Below are 19749 nucleotides of genomic sequence, written 5' to 3' on the forward strand. Positions count from 1 at the left end.
TCCAATCAAACAGGTTTGACGCCAGCGCCAATCAGCGCCTGCTCAAATTTATCCAGGAAAATCGCCAGCTCATCGTTGGTGATCAGCAGTGAAGGCAGCAGACGCAACACTGCGCCATGACGGCCACCGCGCTCCAGAATCAGACCTGCTTCGAAGCACTTCTTCTGCAGCAGCGCAGAGAGTTCGCCGTCTGCCGGGAAGCTGCCCATGTGGTCTGCCGCTTCGTTCGGTTTAACGATCTCAATACCGATCATCATGCCGAGACCGCGAACGTGACCAATCACCGGGAAGCGTTTCTGCATCGCGGTCAACTGCGCTTTCAGCCATTCGCCCTGCGCCGCAACTTTGCCCGCGATATCCTGCTCTTTCAGGATTTTCAGCGTGGTCAGGCCGGTGGCCATCGCCAGCTGGTTACCACGGAAGGTGCCGGTGTGGTGACCTGGAGACCAAACGTCGAACTGCTTTTTGATGCCCAGCACCGCCAGTGGCAGACCGCCGCCGACGGCTTTAGACATCACAATGATGTCGGGTTCGATACCCGCGTGTTCGAAGGCGAAGAATTTACCGGTACGGGCAAAGCCAGCCTGAACTTCGTCAAGAATCAGCAGAATGCCGTGTTCCTGAGTCACTTTACGGATACGTTGCAGCCACTCAGCTGGCGCTGGGTTCACGCCGCCTTCGCCCTGAACGGCTTCAAGGATAACTGCCGCCGGCTTGCGCACGCCGCTTTCCACGTCGTTGATCAGGTTATCGAAGTAGTAAGTCAACGCTTTAATGCCGGCTTCACCACCGATGCCCAGCGGGCAGCGATACTGGTGCGGGTAAGGCATGAATTGGACTTCTGGCATCATGCCATCAACCGCTTCTTTAGGCGCCAGGTTACCGGTGACGGACAGCGCGCCGTGCGTCATACCGTGGTAGCCGCCAGAGAAGCTGATCACACCGCTACGACCGGTGGCTTTCTTCGCCAGTTTCAGCGCGGCTTCAACGGCATCGGCACCGGAAGGACCGGTGAACTGCAGGCAATAATCCTTACCCTGGCCAGGCAGCAGCGAGAGCAGAGATTCAGAGAACTGATCTTTAAGAGGCGTAGTCAGATCAAGAGTATGTAACGGCAAGCCGCTGGTAATGACATTTTGTATGCTCTGAAGAACATCAGGATGGTTATGACCCAGTGCCAGCGTCCCTGCGCCAGCCAGACAGTCAAGATATTGTTTATTCTCAACATCTGTGATCCACACGCCATGGGCTTTAGCGATCGCTAAAGGCAATTTGCGCGGGTAACTCCTAACGTTAGATTCAAACTCAGCCTGACGGGCTAAGAATGCGTCGTTGTTTCCGTTGAATGCATTGGCACCAAAACTATCAATACGGACTTTATCCGTCATCATATCTCTCCTTCAACCGGGGCTCGTATGGCTCGCCAATTGACTAATTGAACAAAAAAGTAACAGCTGTGAAAAAACGCGGCCAATATAGAGCCTTTTGACCTACATCACAATGATTAATTTTGTTTAGATTTGTTTACTCTTTCCATATATGAATCAGGGCGTTGGCCAGAAATTGGCCGCTTAATTTCGCACCGCCAATGGGGTGGTTAAAAAATAATCGAATGAATAAAGTGACTTATAGCCGCTAAGGCGATCCATGGACCAAAGGCTATAGCGTGATTGAGCTCGCGCCGCGAGGCCATTCTGGCAATCAAAACACATAAAATAGCGCCAGCCGAAGCGAATAACAGCACGGAGGGTAAAAGTGGCCAGCCTAGCCAGGCGCCCATCGCTGCCAGCAGTTTTGCATCACCCATTCCTAGCGCGTCAATGCCTCTAATTTGTTGATATACGGCGGCTAAGAGCCATAAAACGGCGTATCCGGCGATGGCACCTAATACGGCTTCGTGTAACGAGCCTGGCAGCCAGCCGAGGGTTTTAAACAGCAGACCGGCCCAAAGTAAAGGCAGCGTAATCACGTCGGGCAACAGCAAATGTTCGAGGTCGATTAGGGCGAGGACTATTAGCGCCCACAGCAATAGCAACGCGGCCATCAAGTGCAGAGTGAAAGGTAATAGCCAGATAAACAGCAGCGTTAAAAGTGCCGTTAACAACTCGACCTGTGGATAACGCCCGCTAATTTCGCCACGGCAATACCGACATTTTCCGCGCAGCAGCAGCCAGCTCAGCAGCGGAATATTGTCGCGCCAGCGCAAGGGGGTAGCACAATTTGGACAATGAGAAGGTGGGTAGAAAAAACTGAGCGCTAATCCCGGTTGCAGCAATTGCCGCGGCAAACGATAGATCACCACATTGAGAAAGCTGCCAACCGACAACCCCAGCAAACTGCCAATTAACCCATATTCCCATTCCATTGCCGCTACTCCGCACCATCCAGCTCATTGGTGCCGAGACGTTACGCCGTAGCGAGCAGGAGTGCGAGAGGAAAAGTGAGGTTGCAGCGGCTTACATCAGAATTGCAGAGCGGGCTCGAGAATCAGCTCGTTCAAAATCTTCAAGATTGCTGTTTAAACAGCTGAATGGCTTCCTGCACATTACTGGTGGCAAGCGACATGATGCGGTCGTTATTGAGAAACACATCATAGTGATCGGCATTAAAGCGAAACACATAGAGATCGCCGCGATAACGTAACCCTTTGGTCTTCACGCCAATATGGTGGCGGCGCAGTGCAGCCTGAGAAAGTCTGTCTGTCGCGTTACTCATCGCAATCTCCTCCAGTCGTTATAAGACATAACCTGACTCAGTATAGGGTTAAAACCTTAGGATAACCTTAAGAACAGTGCTGGTTCATGCTCAATAATGAGCAAATGCGACTTTTCCTCTACCAACCTTCAACGTGTCAGAAAAAGGCCATTGAGCACCTGACCCATTTAATGTTGCGTTAAGTTTACCGGCGTATTTTGGATTGCATGGTCGTAAAAAACACTTAAATCCAAGGTAATGCTATGAATTTTTTACCCTTTTCACGCCCTTCGCTTGGCGAGGAAGAGTTAGCAGCGGTCAAAGCGGTATTTGAATCAGGTTGGATTACCACCGGACCGAAAAACGCAGAACTGGAACAGGCCTTTTGCCAGCTGACCGGCAATCAACATGCGATTGCCGTCAGCTCCGCGACCGCTGGCATGCACGTTGCGCTGCTGGCGCTGGCCATTCAGCCGGGCGATGAAGTGATTACGCCTTCACTGACCTGGGTCTCCACGCTCAATATAATCACGCTGCTGGGTGCCACACCGGTGATGATAGATATCGATCGTGACACCTTAATGGTAACGCCGGAGCAGATCGAAGCGGCCATCACCCCGCGTACTCGCGCCATTATTCCGGTGCATTACGCCGGTGCGCCGGCCGATATGGACGCCATTCGTGCCATTGGCGCGCGTCACGGTATCGCGGTCATTGAAGATGCAGCCCACGCGGCGGGTTGTTACTACCAGGGGCAGCACGTCGGTCATCAGGGCACCGCCATCTTCTCGTTCCACGCCATTAAAAATATGACCTGCGCCGAAGGTGGCTTAATTGTGACGGATGATGCGGCATTGGCCGATCGGATGCGCAGCCTGAAGTTCCACGGCTTAGGCGTGGATGCCTACGACCGACATACGCACGGGCGCAAACCACAGGCGGAAGTGATCATGCCTGGCTTTAAATACAATCTGCCGGATATCAGCGCCGCCATTGCGCTGGTTCAATTGAAGAAGTTACCCGCCATTAACCAACGCCGTGCCGCCATCGCACAGCGCTATCTTTCCGAGTTGGCGGATACGCCATTTATGCCGCTGGCGCAGCCTGGCTGGCCACATCAGCACGCCTGGCACCTGTTCATCATTCGCGTCGATGAAGCGCAGTGCGGCATCAACCGTGATGCGCTGATGGAAGCATTAAAAGCCCAGGATATCGGCACCGGGCTGCATTTCCGCGCGGCCCACACGCACAAATATTACCGCGAGCGCTATCCGCAGCTGTCGCTGCCGAATACCGAATGGAACAGCGATCGCATCTGCTCAATACCGTTGTTCCCTGATATGCGCGACGAGGACGTCGCTCGCGTGGTTAACGCGTTACGTCAGATTGCTGGAGTTTGACATGCTGGAAGAGAAAGCGATTCGTAAAGTATCCGTGGTGATCCCAGTCTATAACGAGCAGGAGAGCCTGCCGGAACTGCTGCGTCGCACCGACGCGGCCTGCGCGGGATTGGGGCTCGATTATGAAATCCTGCTGGTAGATGACGGCAGCAGCGATCGCTCCGGCGAGATGATCGCCGATGCGGCGGATATGCCCGGCAGCCACGTGGTCGGCGTGTTGCTAAATCGTAATTACGGTCAACACTCGGCGATTATGGCCGGTTTCAGCCACGTCAGTGGCGATGTGATCATTACGCTGGATGCCGATCTGCAAAACCCGCCGGAGGAGATCCCGCATCTGGTACATGCCGCGCTGCAGGGTTATGACGTGGTCGGCACGGTGCGGCAGAACCGTCAGGATAGCTGGTTCCGTCGCCGTGCGTCGCGCACCATCAACCAGCTTATTCAGCGCGTCACCGGCAAAGCGATGGGCGATTACGGCTGCATGCTGCGCGCCTATCGCCGCCATATTGTTGATGCGATGCTGAACTGCCATGAGCGCAGCACCTTTATCCCGATTCTCGCCAATACCTTCGCGCGACGCACCATTGAGTTGCCCGTTGCGCACGCTGAGCGTGAGTTTGGTGATTCCAAATACAGCTTTATGCGGCTGATCAACCTGATGTACGACCTGGTGACCTGCCTGACCACCACGCCACTGCGTTTGTTAAGCATCGTTGGCAGCTTAATCGCCTTAACCGGTTTCGCCTTCTCGCTAGTGTTGATCGTGCTGCGCCTGTTCCTCGGCGCCGCCTGGTCTGGCGACGGCGTATTCCTGCTGTTCGCCGTGCTGTTCATTTTTGTCGGCGCGCAGTTTATCGGTATGGGCTTACTCGGTGAATACATTGGACGTATTTACAACGATGTTCGCGCGCGTCCGCGCTACTTCATTCAACGTGTTATTCACCCACAGCAAGACACCTCTTCAGTACAGGAAATTAAGCAATGAAAACAATCGTCTTCGCCTACGCCGAAATGGGCTGCACTGGCATTACTGCGTTGTTGAACGCGGGTTATGAAATCAGCGCTATCTTCACTCACGCTGACTCCTCGCCAGAGAGCCACGCTTTTCCTTCGGTGGCGCGGCTGGCTGCGGAACATGGCATTGCGGTGTATGCGCCGGAAGATGCGGATCACCCGCTGTGGGTCGATCGCATCAAATCGATGACGCCGGATTTCATCTTCTCCTTCTATTATCGCAAGCTGCTGAGCGACAACATTCTCAATTGCGCCCGCGTGGGGGCGTTTAATCTGCACGGCTCGCTGTTGCCAAAATATCGTGGCCGTGCGCCGCTCAACTGGGTGCTGGTGAACGGTGAAAAAGAAACCGGTGTTACGCTGCATCGCATGGTGAAACGTGCCGATGCGGGCGACATCGTGGCGCAACAGCGCGTCGCCATCGACGAACAGGACAATGCGTTAACCTTGCATCGCAAACTGGTGGCCTGCGCCACGCAGTTGCTGGAGAGCGCACTGCCCGCGTTGCAATATGGCGATATCGTGACAACGCCGCAGGATCACAGTCAGGCGACGGTGGTGGGACGCCGTACGCCGGATGATGGGCGCATCAAGTGGGAGCAGTCGGCTCAATCTATTAATAATCTGGTGCGTGCGGTAACCGATCCCTGGCCCGGCGCGTTCGCGTTCGCCGGTACGGTGAAATTTGTGGTGTGGAAAGGGCGCGTGCACAGCACTGAGCAGCACGCTAAACCCGGCACCGTGCTATCCGTCGAACCCTTCATTATTGCCTGTGGTGAAGGGGCGCTGGAAGTGGTCACCGGTCAAAGTGACAACGGTGTGTATATGAATGGCAGCCAGCTGGCACAGAGCCTCGGCATGGTGAAGGGCGCGTTGCTCTATTCCCAGCCGGTGGCTGCGGTGAAACGCCGCACGCGTGTGCTGATCCTCGGCGTCAATGGCTTTATCGGTAACCATTTGACCGAACGTTTGCTGCAGGATGATAACTTCGACGTTTACGGTTTAGATATTGGTTCTGATGCCATCAGCCGCTTCCTTGAGCAGCCGCGCTTCCACTTTGTTGAAGGCGACATCAGTATTCATTCGGAGTGGATTGAGTATCACATCAAGAAGTGTGATGTGGTGCTGCCACTGGTGGCGATTGCGACACCGATTGAGTACACCCGTAATCCGCTGCGCGTATTCGAACTCGATTTTGAAGAGAACCTCAAAATCATTCGTGACTGCGTGAAGTATAAAAAGCGCATTATTTTCCCTTCAACGTCCGAAGTGTACGGCATGTGCACCGATCAGCATTTCGATGAGGATCACTCCAACCTGGTGGTGGGGCCGATCAATAAACAGCGCTGGATCTACTCGGTCTCCAAGCAACTGCTGGATCGGGTGATTTGGGCCTACGGCGAGAAAGAGGGATTACGCTTCACGCTGTTCCGTCCGTTTAACTGGATGGGGCCGCGTCTGGATAACCTCAACGCCGCGCGTATCGGCAGCTCCCGCGCCATTACCCAGTTGATTCTCAATCTGGTGGAAGGTTCGCCGATCAAGCTAATCGATGGTGGCGCGCAAAAACGCTGTTTTACCGATATCAGCGATGGCATTGAAGCGTTGTTCCGCATCATCGAAAACCAGCACAACAATTGCGATGGCCAAATCGTGAATATCGGTAATCCGGAAAATGAAGCCAGCATCAAAGAGTTGGCTGAACGGCTGCTGGCCAGCTTTGAGCGTCATCCACTGCGCAGCAACTTCCCGCCGTTTGCCGGCTTCCGCGAAGTGGAAAGCAGCAGCTATTACGGCAAGGGCTATCAGGATGTAGAGCACCGTAAGCCGTCGATCAAGAATGCACGCCGCCTGATCGACTGGACGCCGACAGTCGAAATGGACACCACCATCGATAACACGCTGGACTTCTTCCTGCGCACCGTTGAGCTGCAGGAGAAGCCATGAAAAAAGTCGGTTTACGCGTTGATGTTGATACCTGGCGCGGCACCCAACTCGGTGTGCCGGCTCTGCTGGAGCAATTCAGTCTGCATCAGCTACAGGCCAGTTTTTTCTTCAGCGTAGGACCTGACAACATGGGACGCCACTTGTGGCGTCTGATGAAACCGCGCTTCTTGTGGAAAATGCTGCGTTCCCGCGCGGCATCACTCTATGGCTGGGACATTCTGCTGGCGGGTACCGCCTGGCCGGGACGTGAAATTGGTCGCGGCCTGGAGGAGATTATCAGCGCCACTGCCGACCACCATGAAGTGGGGTTGCACGCCTGGGATCACTTTGCCTGGCAAACCTGGGCGGGTGTCTGGCCAGCAGATAAGCTGGAAGAGCAGATAGCCCGCGGCAAACAGGCGCTGGAGGCGATAATTAGTGACAATGTCACCTGCTCTGCGGTGGCGGGCTGGCGGGCAGATGGCCGCGTGGTAGCCGCTAAACAGCGCTTTGGTTTTCGTTATAACAGCGACTGCCGCGGCAGCGGACCCTTCTTGCCCATGCTCAGTGATGGCAGCACGGGCACGGTGCAGATTCCAGTGACGTTACCCACATGGGATGAAGTGGTCGGCCAGTCGGTTAGCGCCGAAGGATTCAATGACTACATCCTTGAGCAAATTCATGCCGCGAGCGGCTCACCGGTTTACACCATTCATGCCGAAGTGGAAGGCATTGTTGGCCTTGAGGCGTTCGGCGATCTGCTACGACGTGCGGCGCAGCAGGAGATCTGTTTTTGTCCGCTAAGCGCGCTGTTACCCGATGATCTCACTACGCTGCCACAGGGCTCCATCGTGCGCGGACACATTCCCGGACGCGAAGGCTGGCTAGGCTGCCAACGTTAATTTTCAACAGGACTCACGGATGCGAACAGGCACCAAAACTGCGCTGCTCTTGGCACTCTTTGCGCTGTATTACCTGATCCCGATAGAATTCCGCGCCTTATGGCAGCCGGATGAAACCCGCTATGCCGAAATCAGCCGCGAAATGTTGTTCAGCGGTAATTGGGTGGTACCGCACTTCTTTGATTTACGCTATTTCGAGAAGCCGATTGCCGGTTATTGGGTGAATAATCTCGGCCAACTGCTGTTCGGACACAGTAACTTTGGCGTACGCGCCGGCGCGATTTTTAGCACCACGTTAAGTGCGCTACTGATCTACTGGCTGGGTATGCAGATGTTTGCCCGTCGCCAAATCGCACTGAGCGGCAGCGTTATTTTCCTGACTTCGCTATTAGTATACGGCGTGGGAACCTATGCGGTGCTTGACCCGATCCTGCTGTTGTGGCTGGTAGCGGCGATGTGCAGTTTTTGGCTGGCCGCCCAGGCGCAGAACACGCAGCAGCGCTTATGGGGTTATGTGCTGCTCGGCGCCGCCTGCGCCATGGGTTTCATGACCAAAGGTTTTCTCGCGCTGGCGGTGCCGGTGCTGGCAATTCTCCCCTGGGCCATTTGGCAGCGTCGTTTTACGGAGCTGTTACGCTGGGGGCCGCTGACTATCGTGGTTGCCGCGCTGCTCAGCTCGCCGTGGGCGCTGGCAATCAATCAGCAGGAAGGCGATTTCTGGCACTACTTCTTCTGGGTTGAGCATATTCAGCGTTTCGCCGAGGCGGATGCGCAGCACAAGGCGCCATTCTGGTATTACCTTCCGGTGCTGCTGGCGGGATGTCTGCCGTGGCTGGCACTGCTGCCAGGATCGCTGATGGGGGCGTGGCGCCAGCGCAGTCAGCATGCCGGAACGGTGTATCTGCTGAGCTGGGTGCTGCTGCCACTGCTGTTTTTCAGTATCGCCAAAGGCAAACTGCCAACCTATATTCTGCCGTGCTTCGCCCCGCTGGCGTTGTTAATGGCGCACTATGCGCACAGCGGATCGGCGCAGGTGATGAACGCGCTCAGAGTGAATGGGTGGATTAACCTGCTGTTCGGCGAGCTTACCACGCTGGTGTTATTGGTGGTGCTGGCGCCCTGGGGCGTGGCACATCGGCCGGTTTACAGCAGCGATGAAATCAGCGGAGTGATCTGTGCGGCGCTTATCTTTATCGCATGGGGTGTGATGGGCTGGCTGAGCCGCAAACCGCAGCAGGGCCGCTGGCAGTTAGCCGCGCTCTGTCCGCTGGCGCTGGCGCTGCTGGTTGGTTTTGCTATCCCACACAAGGTGCGCGACTCAAAACAGCCGCAGAGCTTTGTCAGTGCGGTGCATGACCAACTGGCATCCAGCCGTTATCTGCTGGCAAATAATCCTGGCGTGGCATCGGCGGTTGCGTGGGAGCTGCAGCGCAGCGATATCAATTTCTATGATGCGAAAGGTGAGTTGCAATATGGCCTGAGCTATCCGGATGCGCAGTCGCATTATATTGATGCAGATGACTTTGCCGACTGGCTACGCGTGCATCGTCGTCAGGGGCGGGTTTCGTTGGTGTTGATGATGAGTTCGAGTGACAGCACGCCGGACAAAAACTTACCGCAACCCGATGACGTCTATCGTCAGGGGCGGCTGGTTTATTACGGCTACGATGCGAAACCATGAATCTACTGCTGATTTTATTAGTAAGCGTGCTGAGTTGCGCCGCCCAGCTTTGCCAAAAGCAGGCGGCACATTTGGGCCTTCAACGCGGTAAACAACGCCTGCTGATGTGGATCGCCCTGAGCATACTGCTACTCGGCGCGGCAATGTTGTTGTGGTTGATGGTGCTGCGCGTTGTGCCGGTCAGCGTTGCGTATCCGATGCTGAGCCTTAATTTTGTGTTAGTGGCTGTAGCCGCGCGGCTGATATGGCGGGAAACCTATAGCGTGCAGCAGTGGATCGGTACCCTGGCGATTGTCGCCGGCGTGGCGCTAATGGGAAGTCATCTATGAAAGGGCTGACGCTGGCGCTGTGCAGCGTGTTACTGGTGTCGTTGGCGCAGTTGGTTCTGCGCCTGGCGATGCTCGATCTCCCGCCGTTTAGGGAGATATTGCAGATGCATCACCTGAAACCGCTGCTGTTACTCGCCATCGGCCTCGGCGCCTATGCGCTGTCGATGCTGTGCTGGATGCTAGCGTTGCGTCATCTGCCACTGAATCGACTCTATCCATTACTGAGCTTGAGCTATGTGCTGGTTTGGCTGGCCGCGATTTCATTGCCGACATTCGGAGAAAACTTCCGCTGGAGCAGCTTTGCGGGCGTAATGCTGATCGTGCTGGGGTTGCTGCTGGTGTCGTTACCGAAACGAAGCTAAGCCCTTTTCATAGTGGGATAGGATTCAGCCCGTAATCCGCAGATGCTTTTCCCCTAAATCCGCCAATGCAGCCGCGCCCAGCATGCCTAAATCACGACTGATCTCGCTGGTAATCAAGTCAATCGCCAGGTTCACCCCCGCCGCGCCGCCCACGGCGCAGGCATAATTAAAGGGCCGTCCAACAAAGCAGGCTTGCGCGCCGAGCGCGATGGCTTTTATCGCATCGGTACCGCGCCGAATGCCGCTATCAAACATCACCGTCATATCCCCGACGGCCTCAACAATCTCCGGCAAAACGTAGAGTGGCGGAATCACGGTATCGAGCTGGCGCCCGCCATGATTGGAGACCACAATCCCATCGATGCCGATAGCTTTACAGCGCAGCGCATCGGTACGACTGAGAATACCTTTGATCACCATGGCGCCCGGCCAGCGGCCGCGAATGTGTTCAATATGCTGCCAGGTTAAATGGCTTCGGCCGCTGAAATCCCGCACCGCGTTTTTCGAAAAAAGCGGTGCGCCACGCTGCGCGCTATTGTTCTCGAAATAGGGCATGCCGCTTTTTAACACCGTCTTTAGCAAGGTGCCGGTTAACCAGCGTGGATGCGTGATGCCTTCCCACGCCAGCCGCAGGCTGGGACGGAACGGCGTAGCGAAACCGGCGCGCACGTTATTTTCGCGGTTGGCTTTGACGGGCGTATCTACGGTGATGACCAGCACCGGAATGTCTGCGCGTTTTACCCGATCGATCAGGGCATCAATCTCTTCCAGCGTTTTCGGTAGATAGGCCTGAAACCACATTTTGGGATTGACCTGCGCCACATCTTCCAGCCGCGTGAGCGAGGAACCACTCATGATAAACGGCACGTTTTTCTCCTTTGCGCAGCGTGCCAGCGTAATGTCCCCATCAAAACCGGTTAAGGCAGAAATGCCCATCGGCGCTATACCCACCGGTGCGGCGTAGCGATGGCCAAATAGTTCAACGTGGATGTTGCGCTGCGACACATCCACCATATTTTCCGGAATCAGGCTGTAACGTGCGTAGGATGCGAGCGTATTGCGCAGCGCAATATTGTCTTCGATGCCACCCGAAACATAGGCGAAGAGCGGATGCGGCAAATGACGTTGGGCGTACTTTTCGAAGTCATTCAGGGAAAGACAACGCGACAGCATATTGCGCATGGAGATAGCGATCCGATTAGGCGAGAGGTGTAGGAAAATGTTGAAAATAAAGGATATTGCATCGGCGAACTTTTACAAATCCCTAAACCGGCAATGCTTCTGCGAAAAATGCATAAGCAAAAATTGCAGAGCGGCAAGTCGCCGCTCTGTCAGGATATCAATGCTGTTGCCACTGATGATATTCGCCGTTTCGGCGACCTGGCGCAGTTTCGGGCAACCGCAGTAAACCAATGACCGAAATAACCCCCAACACCGCGATATACAGCGCTAAACCATACCAATGCCCCTCGGTCATTTGCAGAATTTTAACCGCCACTAATCCCAGCACGCCGCTGCCAATTAATGAACCGACTTGCCAGATCACTGCGATGCCGCTGCAGCGAATGTGAGTGGGGAAGAGCTCCGGGAACCAGGATGCTTGCGGCGCGTAACACATGCTGTGGCCCAGCGTCAGCGCGATGATCATGGCGATCTGCGTCAACCAATAGCTGTTTTGCTGCAGGGCGAGGAAGAACGGCACAATGGCGATGACGATCAGCAGCGCACCCATCATATACACCGGCTTACGGCCAATTCTGTCTGACAGTGCGCCCATCAGTGGAATGGCAAAGACTTCAAGAATGATCGCCACAATCATGCTGTTCATCAGAATGCCGGAATCCAGGTTATTGGCTTTGCCCCATGCCAGAATAATCACGGTAAACAAAGCAAACGCACAGGCTTCAATCAGTTTGGCTGCCACGCCATTGATCACCAAACGCGGATTGCCACGAATTACCTCTTTTAAAGGACGCGACTCCGCGGCTTTGGTTTCCCGGATGGCGGCAAATACCGGTGACTCATCAATGCGCAGGCGGATGAACAAACCGACAATGACTAGCAACGCACTCAACAGAAACGGCACGCGCCAGCCCCAATCCATCATTTGATCCGACGACAGCGTCGCGTTGAGGATCGCGAAAAGCGCCAGCGGCAGTAGAAAACCAACCGGAGCGCCAATTTGCACCCAGCTGGCAAAGAAGCCGCGACGGGCGGGCTGCGCATACTCCGCCGTCATCAATACGGCGCCAGCTTGTTCACCCCCCACGCCAAAGCCCTGCAACAGACGAATCAAAATCAGCAGCACCGGCGCCCAGATACCGATCTTTCCGTAGGTCGGCAGTAAGCCGATGCAAAACGTTCCGAGTCCGACAATCAGAATGGTGGCGACCAGCGCTTTTTTCCGTCCTACTTTATCGCCGATATGGCCAAAAACGATGCCGCCAATCGGGCGAGCGAGAAACCCGACCGCATAGGTGGCAAACGCGGCAAGGGTGCTGATGAGCGGATCGTGGCTCGGAAAGAAAAGGTGGCCGAAAAACAGCACGGCCGCCGTGCCGTAAGCAAAGAAATCATAGTATTCGGCTGCAGTACCAATTGCGGATGCACTGGCGACGCGCTTAATCAGCGAAGTGTTATCTTTCTCGGTGGCTGGCGTTTGCGTAATGGTTGTCGATGCCATGGGGTAAATCCCTGCGCTATAAATGTTCTACTACCATACAAGGGTGTTTGCCAGGATGTTGCGAATATGATCACAGATCGTAAGAGACAAAATGAGGTGCGAAACTGATTGCGGATATATGTCGTTGCGGCCTAATGCAGCGTGTGTTTTCAAAACCCTGTTATTTGAGACTTCTAATTAATATCGACTACACAGCGCCTCGAAATGTGCATTATTAATCATACATACAACTATATATAGCAACCTGGAAATTTAAGTTTCAAACCTCAAATTATTCTGGTCCTATTTATTGCTCTATTTAATTGATCTGCCACAACTTGGTTTCTCTACCTGAGCAATTGTTAACTGCTGAAACACAACGGTAAATTCTTAATTTGACTTAATTTCATCTTGTTCTCTTATCCCGATCTGGACGTTTTCTTTACAAAGTGTTGTGATACCGCAGTTCAGAACTCCACATATTTATATTTTCAATATCACTTTCTAAAAAACGTCATGCCTGGCGGCGTTTCGCCGTGCCGAAAATTTTATTTTCTCTCTGGAGGAAAGGATGTTGTTTAAATTAAAACCCCTTGTTATTAGCCTGCTGGCCGCGCAGGGCATGATGTATCCCGCGGCGCAAACTTCAGCCGCTATTATTCAGCCATTTACGCCTGAAAAGAGTGACAACAAAGCTGGAGTATTTTGCGTGTGTAATGGCAGCACACAATCGTTGACCGGCTTACCGCAGTTTACCCCGGGTAAAAGCGGTGAAGTAGCAACCACCCTGGGTCAGTTACAAGACGAGGGGCGCATCTTTACCGACAGCTTAACCGGTAAAGAGCGCCTCTCGCTCGGGGCGCAAAATTATGACGTGCTGGTTTCGGATGTCGCCAACGGCCTTTATAGCCACTACGCAACCTATGATTCGGCCGCGCTGCGTAATCTGGCCCCCATTAGCCTTAATCAAGCTGTGACCGATTATGAAGATGTGACCGATCAGCAATATCTCAACGCCCGCGTTGCATCAGTGAGTAACGGCACCATCAATGTTCAACTTGGCTCGGCCGGCGCATCCACCACCGCCAACGGCTGGGAGATGGCAGCCAAGCAGAGTCGGCTGTTTACCGCCATGAGCAGCGGCAATATGAACTGGGATAGCGACAATCGCGTTGATTTCAGCGCCATCCAAGCTCCAGACGGCGCGCGCTGGGCTTACAGTGACGATGCGCTGGTGAACTACAGCGGCAATTTCACGGTTACCACCAAAGATGGCAACGTGACGAATTTCAACGTCAGCAATGTGAGCGATCTGCAGCGTTATAACGATTGGCTGATCGCTCAGTTACAGAGCGCGAATCTCGATCCTGCCACTTACAATAGCGAATTTGATAAAGCGTTTAGCTTCACCAGCGGCAGCGTGGTGTGGGCGCTGAACACCCGCGATCCTGACGATGAAGTACTGAAACCGATCGGTGAACGCGTGGTGCTGAGTGCCGATGGCCCCAAAGCCACTGCGACCATCAATGCCGGTAAAACGCTGGAAGTGGTCAACGCGAATGGCGGCGCGATGCGCGCGGATAACGGCGCTACGGCTACCATTAATGGCACGTTATCCAGCAGCGGCAACCGACTCACCAACAACAATGCCTTGGTGTTAACCAACGGCAGTCGCGGCACCAATAACGGCGTGATTAACGGTGGCTTCCTCAATAATGCCGATGGCAGCGGGGTGGATAGCAGCACGCTGGGCTATAACGCGGCGACCGTCGAAGTCAACAACAGCCGTTTTACTAATAATGGCGTGCTCAATCATGCGCTATCAGACGGCTCAAGCGCCATCACCTTGCGTGATGGCAACGCGGTAAATAATGGCACCCTCAATCTTGGGGTCACCGAAACGGTGGAAACTGGCAGCAGCGCAGGCGTGGTGCTGGGCGGTACCACCTCGAGCTTCACCAACAACGGCACGCTGTATATTGGCCGCACGCCGCAAAGCAGTGCCACCGACGCCACCACAGACGTCGCGATCAACCAGAGCGGCGGCACGCGCGGCATGACGCAGCTGTTTGAATCCAGCGCGGTGAATAACGGCCATATCGTGATCGGTTCTTTGGTGCAAAATGCCACGGCGATGCGCGTTGAAAACGCACCCGATGCCGTGACGCTCAACAATGGCGTCATCGATGTTAACGGTCGCGCGCAGTTTAAGCCGGCAGAAAACATCGCCATGCAGGTGATCAATTCCGGCAGCGGCGGCCAGGTAGGCAACGCAGGGATCATCAATCTTAACGGGGACAACAGCACCGGTCTCAAAATCACCGCTACGCCGGGTAATCGCGCGCATGCGTGGTCAACCGGGGCGATCAACGTTAGCGGCGATGCTGACGCCGCGAACGGCACGCGCAATACTGCAGTGTGGGTAACGGGCGAGGATGGCGGCGCCGCGTCTGCCGATCTCAGCGGGCCGATCACTCTTAGCGGTGAAGCGGCGATCGGTATTCGCGCCGAAGGCAATGCCACGGTAAACGTAGCACCGAGCGCGGTGCCCATCTCCGGTAGCGGGCAGTATCAAATCAATTTTCTGGCTATTGGCCCGGATGCCAAAATCAATTTGCCCAGCAACGGTCAATACGGCGTTTCCAGCGGGTACTCGACTATTTTTCGCTATCAGGATGGTGCAGATTTTGATGGCAGCGGCATGACGCTAACACCTGATGCATCCTTCTCTACTGGCGTGATTGGCAGCGGCGAGGGCACGGATATCAATACCCATGGCGCAAGATTAAATATTGGCGGTTATTCAACAGGCGTAGTGGTTGAAGGGGGCGCGCAGGGAACGATCGATGCGGCGACACAGTTCAATTTCGGCAATTATAATAGCCTCGCGGCGCGGGTTGATGGCAACAAACACGATCTCACCGGCTACATCACCAATAGTCTTACGCATCCTTTCAGCAATACCAGCCTGACCAACCATGCGGCCATGCGCAGCGATTTTGATCGCCAAATGGGCTTGATTGCGCAAAACCAGGCGCAGTTGGTCAACACCGGGAATATCGCGTTTGGCGGAACCGATACGATTGGGATTCAGTCGCTTTGGGGCGCCAATGTCACCAATAGTGGCGATATCAGCGTGACAAATGGCAGCACCGCGCTGTATGCACAAGGTTATTCGTTCAGCGATCCGCTGGCTGCAACTATTAACAACAGCGGAACACTGAACGTCACCGCAGGTAATGCGCCCGGTTATGCGCCATCGCACGGCATATTGGGCGTGGGCGACAATGTGGAGATTAACCAAAACGGCACCATTAATTTGTACGGCAGTAACGCAGTGGCGGCGGAATTATCCGGCGGCGGGCTGTTAAGGCTGGGGGAAAATAGCAAAGTCGTTTTCCATGATACGAATCAGACGGGTTATGTCTCAACGGCGGCTTTCGCTAATATCGTCAGCAGCGGCGGGCAAACCGATGTCAGCACCGCGGGATCGACTTTGTATCGGTTGGCGGCTGGCAGCATTTTCTATCCCCTGCAACCCGCGGCAATTACTTTGAGCGGTGCGAATACCACCGGGATCGACGCCAGCGGCGTGGGCACCACGCTATTTGGTAGCGATCAATATAACGTCACTGGCGAAGGAGCCACGGCGGTGCGTGGCTCAGAGGGTGCATACGGCTCAGTGAATAACGCCATCACCTTGAGCGGAAATCACACCACTGGGGTGGCAACCGACAGCGGTGGTGCGAACCTGTATCTCACGGCACCGATCACCGGTTCTGGTGACAACGTCACGGCATTAAGCAGCGGCAACGGCGCCCGCGTGCAGAATTTCAGCACAATCGATCTGTTAGGCAATAACAGCACCGGTGCGCACCTCTATTCAGGTGGCAACTTTATCAACGCGGGCAATGTGCACGTAGCCAATGGGGTTGGCGTTGATGTCAGCACCGGCTACGGCCAATACACGCAGATGAGCGGTCAATTGCAGGTAGACAATGGCAGCGCGTTACGCGTGGGGAATGGCGGGGTGCTAAATATCGTCGGAGATGGTGCCGACGATTATTTCAATTACACCAGTACCACTTTTGCCAATAACCATGCCGATACGGTTTTACTGGATCGCGGCGCAAGCGGTTTTATCGCCGACCACGTGGTACTCAGCGCTAACAAAGGTAATGTGATCAACAACCGCGCAGAGACCAGCAATATTTCACTTAACCGGGTGCGGCTGGATATTAACGGCGGCACCGGGATTCGCTCGGCCACCTCATTTGATGAAGGCGGCAGTGCTTATATCAATGTCACGGGCAGCGGCACGGGCTATCTGTTTGCCAATGAAGATGGCTCAACCACCAGCAATGATTTGGTGATCGGACCTGATTACTACATGTTTGTTTCCGGTGACAGCACGGGCGTGCGCGCTAACACCAGTGGCAAAGTGATCACTGAAGGCACCATTGCGGTCTATGACCAAAATGGAGGTTCAGCAATCGTCACCAGTACCGCCAGCGAAGTGATCAACCGCGGCGGCATCATTTCGCTGAGCACGGTATCGCCCATCATCGACTTACGCGGTGGCCAATCGGTGTTTATCAACGAGGGCAATATCAGCGCGCCATTCCCCGAAACCGTCATCGTGGCGGGCGGGGCGACTAACGATCAATTCGCTTTGCTGTCCGGCAAGGTAGTCGGTGACGTCAATACCGGCAACGGTAATGACACACTGCAACTCTCCGGTGGCACTCTTGATGGCAGCCTGACGATGGGCAGCGGCAGCAATCAGGCGCTGGTAGAGAATGTCAGCCTTGCCAACACGCGTCATATCACCACTGGCAACGGTGCCGGCAGCACGCTGAGCTTTAATCAGATAACGGCACGTGGCGGTTCGCTGGCGGCAGACGATCTCAGCAAAGGTACGAATCTTGGCGGCGGCTGGAGCACCATCAACTTCGCCAATACGCAATGGACGCTCACCGACAACCTCAAACTGGCGCACAGCACCATCAATATTGGCGCAGGATCGACGCTATTTGCCGGCGACGGCGTTAATCCGCTGCTGAGCGGCGCCACTGACGACTCACTGGTGGTGAATAATGCCGGCACGCTGGATCTCACCAACGGCAGCGGCGCGTCAGGCAACACCCTGACGATTGATGGCGATCTGGCCTCCAGCGGCGGACGCGTGAAGCTGAATACGCAAGTCGCAGCGGGCGGATCCAGCGACACCCTGCGCGTGAACGGCAACACCCGTGGCACCACCTTGCTTGATGTCACACCTGTGGCAGGCAGTGCGGCAATCCTCACGCCCGATCAAGGCATCTCACTGGCGCAGGTGAGCGGCACGGCCAGCGCCAGTAGTTTTGCGCTGAGCAACGGTTATGTGGCAAGCGGTCCGTGGCAATATGGACTGTACGGCACACAAAACGCGGCGGCATGGAATTATCGCCTGGCAAACAATGTCGTTACGGATGCGGCAGGTAGCGTGGTGCGGCCGAAGGTGACGCCGCAGATGCCCGCCTATATCTCTGCGCCGGTCGGATTGGCGTATTACAACATGGCGGTCATGGACGATCTGCATAAGCGTCTTGGCGAGCTGCGTTCGGATAACAGCGACGCCAGCGGCGAAATGTTTCTCCGTTATCTCGGTTCAAACCTGAAGTACAAAACTAATCGCGATGTTAGCCAATACGGCTATGACTTTGACCTTGATTACAGCGCGGTTCAGCTCGGCGGCAATCTGCTGCATCTGCAGGGCGCCAACGACAGCTTGCGGGCGGGTGTGGCTTACACGCGCGGTAATGCGCGTATCCGACCCGATGCAGTCGATGGCTACAGCTCGACCAGCTTTGATAACGACACCTTGTCGCTGTATGCCACCTGGCTGCGCGACAGCGGTTTGTATCTTGATGGCGCGCTGTCGTTTGACTGGCATCGCGGCGACACTGACATTGCCCGGCAAAAAGAGGTCGGCAAGCTTAAAGGCAACGGCTGGGGCGCCTCGCTGGAAAGCGGTTATCCATGGCAGTTTGCCAACGGCATCCGCCTCGAACCGCAGGCGCAGCTGATGTATTTGCAGCTGAACATGGATGATGTGGTCGATCGCGATAACACCCGCGTGAGCTGGGGCAATTACGATCAAACCATTGGCCGCGTGGGTGCGCGTCTCGATCGCACCTGGCAGGATCAGGCCGGTCAGCAATATACGCCCTATTTGCGTACCAGCTATACGCGCGGTTGGGGCGGATCGGCGACCACGCGCGCCGGTGCCAGCGGTGCGCCAGACAGCGTGAGCTTTGACAGCGGCAAGTTCGGTCAGATGTGGGATATTGGCCTGGGAGGCACGGCAACGCTGAAAAGTGATGTATCGCTGTATGCGGAAGCGGATTACCGCCAGGAGATCGACGGTAATGGTGCTAAAGGCTGGCGTTATAATGCCGGAGTACGCTGGATGTTTTAATTAAGGCGTATTGCTTTCAGGTGCGCATCAATGCGCACCCTACGAAACTCATCCGTGCATACTATGATAACCGCGCTGTTGTTATGAAGGGTCGCCATTCACGGCGACCTTTTTATTTATTTCCAATCCAAAACCGCTTAAATAAATATCTTCCCGCCTGATGCAATTCCATCAAAATAAAAATCGCAAAATGCTTGAACTCACATTTCGGAAAACACATTTCAAATAAAATTTAACATGAAATAAAAATGCCGATAGCGTGAAGCTTCTGTTTTGTTCTGCCGTATTTCCTTAAGCATTTTTTACCAGGAGGTAT

13 protein-coding genes are annotated in these 19749 nt (G+C 54.8%); 8 read left to right on the forward strand and 5 right to left on the reverse strand.

Translation table 11 applies throughout. The features are described 5' to 3' along the window. Positions 1 to 5: 5 nt before the first annotated feature. From AC790_RS23350 to AC790_RS23360, 3 genes are all read right to left on the reverse strand, one after another. Positions 6 to 1391, reverse strand: coding sequence for a diaminobutyrate--2-oxoglutarate transaminase (locus AC790_RS23350; RefSeq protein ID WP_049853405.1), 1386 nt, complete (start codon positions 1389 to 1391; stop codon positions 6 to 8). Between the two features lie 206 nt (positions 1392 to 1597). After that, a complete protein-coding gene (locus AC790_RS23355; protein ID WP_049853406.1) occupies positions 1598 to 2365 on the reverse strand; it encodes an A24 family peptidase in 768 nt (255 codons plus the stop codon). 140 nt (positions 2366 to 2505) lie between these two features. After that, positions 2506 to 2715, reverse strand: a complete 210-nt coding sequence (locus AC790_RS23360) for a hypothetical protein (protein WP_007892990.1) — start codon at positions 2713 to 2715, stop codon at positions 2506 to 2508. Between the two features lie 242 nt (positions 2716 to 2957). Here AC790_RS23360 and arnB point away from each other — a divergent pair, with 242 nt between their 5' ends. Genes arnB through arnF form a run of 7 tightly spaced genes read left to right on the forward strand, consistent with a single transcriptional unit; the run spans position 2958 to position 10311 of the window. After that, entirely contained in the window at positions 2958 to 4094 is a 1137-nt protein-coding gene (gene arnB / locus AC790_RS23365) for a UDP-4-amino-4-deoxy-L-arabinose aminotransferase (protein WP_049853407.1), read from the forward strand. Position 4095: 1 nt separating this feature from the next. Beyond that, a complete protein-coding gene (arnC, locus tag AC790_RS23370) occupies positions 4096 to 5082 on the forward strand; it encodes an undecaprenyl-phosphate 4-deoxy-4-formamido-L-arabinose transferase (protein WP_049853408.1) in 987 nt (328 codons plus the stop codon). Then, the gene (arnA, locus tag AC790_RS23375) at positions 5079 to 7058 is read left to right on the forward strand and encodes a bifunctional UDP-4-amino-4-deoxy-L-arabinose formyltransferase/UDP-glucuronic acid oxidase ArnA (RefSeq protein ID WP_049853409.1); all 1980 of its coding nucleotides are present in this window, start codon (positions 5079 to 5081) and stop codon (positions 7056 to 7058) included. Before arnC ends, arnA begins: the two co-directional genes overlap by 4 nt. Continuing rightward, on the forward strand, positions 7055 to 7939 hold the full coding sequence (arnD, locus tag AC790_RS23380; protein WP_049853410.1) for a 4-deoxy-4-formamido-L-arabinose-phosphoundecaprenol deformylase: 885 nt from the start codon (positions 7055 to 7057) through the stop codon (positions 7937 to 7939). The genes arnA and arnD overlap by 4 nt, the downstream gene beginning before the upstream one ends. Before the next feature lie 19 nt (positions 7940 to 7958). Then, the gene (gene arnT / locus AC790_RS23385; protein ID WP_049853411.1) at positions 7959 to 9620 is read left to right on the forward strand and encodes a lipid IV(A) 4-amino-4-deoxy-L-arabinosyltransferase; all 1662 of its coding nucleotides are present in this window, start codon (positions 7959 to 7961) and stop codon (positions 9618 to 9620) included. Next, positions 9617 to 9949: a 4-amino-4-deoxy-L-arabinose-phosphoundecaprenol flippase subunit ArnE gene (gene arnE / locus AC790_RS23390; RefSeq protein ID WP_049853412.1), complete on the forward strand. Its 333-nt coding sequence runs from the start codon at positions 9617 to 9619 to the stop codon at positions 9947 to 9949. The genes arnT and arnE overlap by 4 nt, the downstream gene beginning before the upstream one ends. Continuing rightward, complete coding sequence (arnF, locus tag AC790_RS23395; RefSeq protein WP_049853413.1) at positions 9946 to 10311, forward strand: 4-amino-4-deoxy-L-arabinose-phosphoundecaprenol flippase subunit ArnF; 366 nt, start codon at positions 9946 to 9948, stop codon at positions 10309 to 10311. The genes arnE and arnF overlap by 4 nt, the downstream gene beginning before the upstream one ends. A gap of 24 nt (positions 10312 to 10335) precedes the next feature. On the opposite strand, the gene AC790_RS23400 is transcribed toward arnF, so the two are convergent. After that, on the reverse strand, positions 10336 to 11493 hold the full coding sequence (locus AC790_RS23400) for an alpha-hydroxy acid oxidase (RefSeq protein WP_049853414.1): 1158 nt from the start codon (positions 11491 to 11493) through the stop codon (positions 10336 to 10338). Positions 11494 to 11650: 157 nt separating this feature from the next. Beyond that, the gene (locus tag AC790_RS23405; protein WP_049853415.1) at positions 11651 to 12994 is read right to left on the reverse strand and encodes an MFS transporter; all 1344 of its coding nucleotides are present in this window, start codon (positions 12992 to 12994) and stop codon (positions 11651 to 11653) included. A gap of 550 nt (positions 12995 to 13544) precedes the next feature. Between AC790_RS23405 and AC790_RS23410 the strand changes: the two genes are divergently transcribed. Then, the gene (locus AC790_RS23410; protein WP_072093478.1) at positions 13545 to 19433 is read left to right on the forward strand and encodes an autotransporter outer membrane beta-barrel domain-containing protein; all 5889 of its coding nucleotides are present in this window, start codon (positions 13545 to 13547) and stop codon (positions 19431 to 19433) included. The last annotated feature ends 316 nt before the right edge of the window (positions 19434 to 19749 follow it).

This window comes from Pantoea sp. RIT-PI-b (assembly GCF_001187905.1).
GTDB classification, from domain to species: domain Bacteria; phylum Pseudomonadota; class Gammaproteobacteria; order Enterobacterales; family Enterobacteriaceae; genus Pantoea; species Pantoea nemavictus.

Coding starts and splice junctions, on each gene's coding strand:
- AC790_RS23350 (WP_049853405.1), bottom strand. CDS start 1,391: ATGATGACGGATAAAGTCCGTATTGATAGTTTTGGTGCCAATGCATTC.
- AC790_RS23355 (WP_049853406.1), bottom strand. CDS start 2,365: ATGGAATGGGAATATGGGTTAATTGGCAGTTTGCTGGGGTTGTCGGTT.
- AC790_RS23360 (WP_007892990.1), bottom strand. CDS start 2,715: ATGAGTAACGCGACAGACAGACTTTCTCAGGCTGCACTGCGCCGCCAC.
- arnB (WP_049853407.1), top strand. CDS start 2,958: ATGAATTTTTTACCCTTTTCACGCCCTTCGCTTGGCGAGGAAGAGTTA.
- arnC (WP_049853408.1), top strand. CDS start 4,096: ATGCTGGAAGAGAAAGCGATTCGTAAAGTATCCGTGGTGATCCCAGTC.
- arnA (WP_049853409.1), top strand. CDS start 5,079: ATGAAAACAATCGTCTTCGCCTACGCCGAAATGGGCTGCACTGGCATT.
- arnD (WP_049853410.1), top strand. CDS start 7,055: ATGAAAAAAGTCGGTTTACGCGTTGATGTTGATACCTGGCGCGGCACC.
- arnT (WP_049853411.1), top strand. CDS start 7,959: ATGCGAACAGGCACCAAAACTGCGCTGCTCTTGGCACTCTTTGCGCTG.
- arnE (WP_049853412.1), top strand. CDS start 9,617: ATGAATCTACTGCTGATTTTATTAGTAAGCGTGCTGAGTTGCGCCGCC.
- arnF (WP_049853413.1), top strand. CDS start 9,946: ATGAAAGGGCTGACGCTGGCGCTGTGCAGCGTGTTACTGGTGTCGTTG.
- AC790_RS23400 (WP_049853414.1), bottom strand. CDS start 11,493: ATGCGCAATATGCTGTCGCGTTGTCTTTCCCTGAATGACTTCGAAAAG.
- AC790_RS23405 (WP_049853415.1), bottom strand. CDS start 12,994: ATGGCATCGACAACCATTACGCAAACGCCAGCCACCGAGAAAGATAAC.
- AC790_RS23410 (WP_072093478.1), top strand. CDS start 13,545: ATGTTGTTTAAATTAAAACCCCTTGTTATTAGCCTGCTGGCCGCGCAG.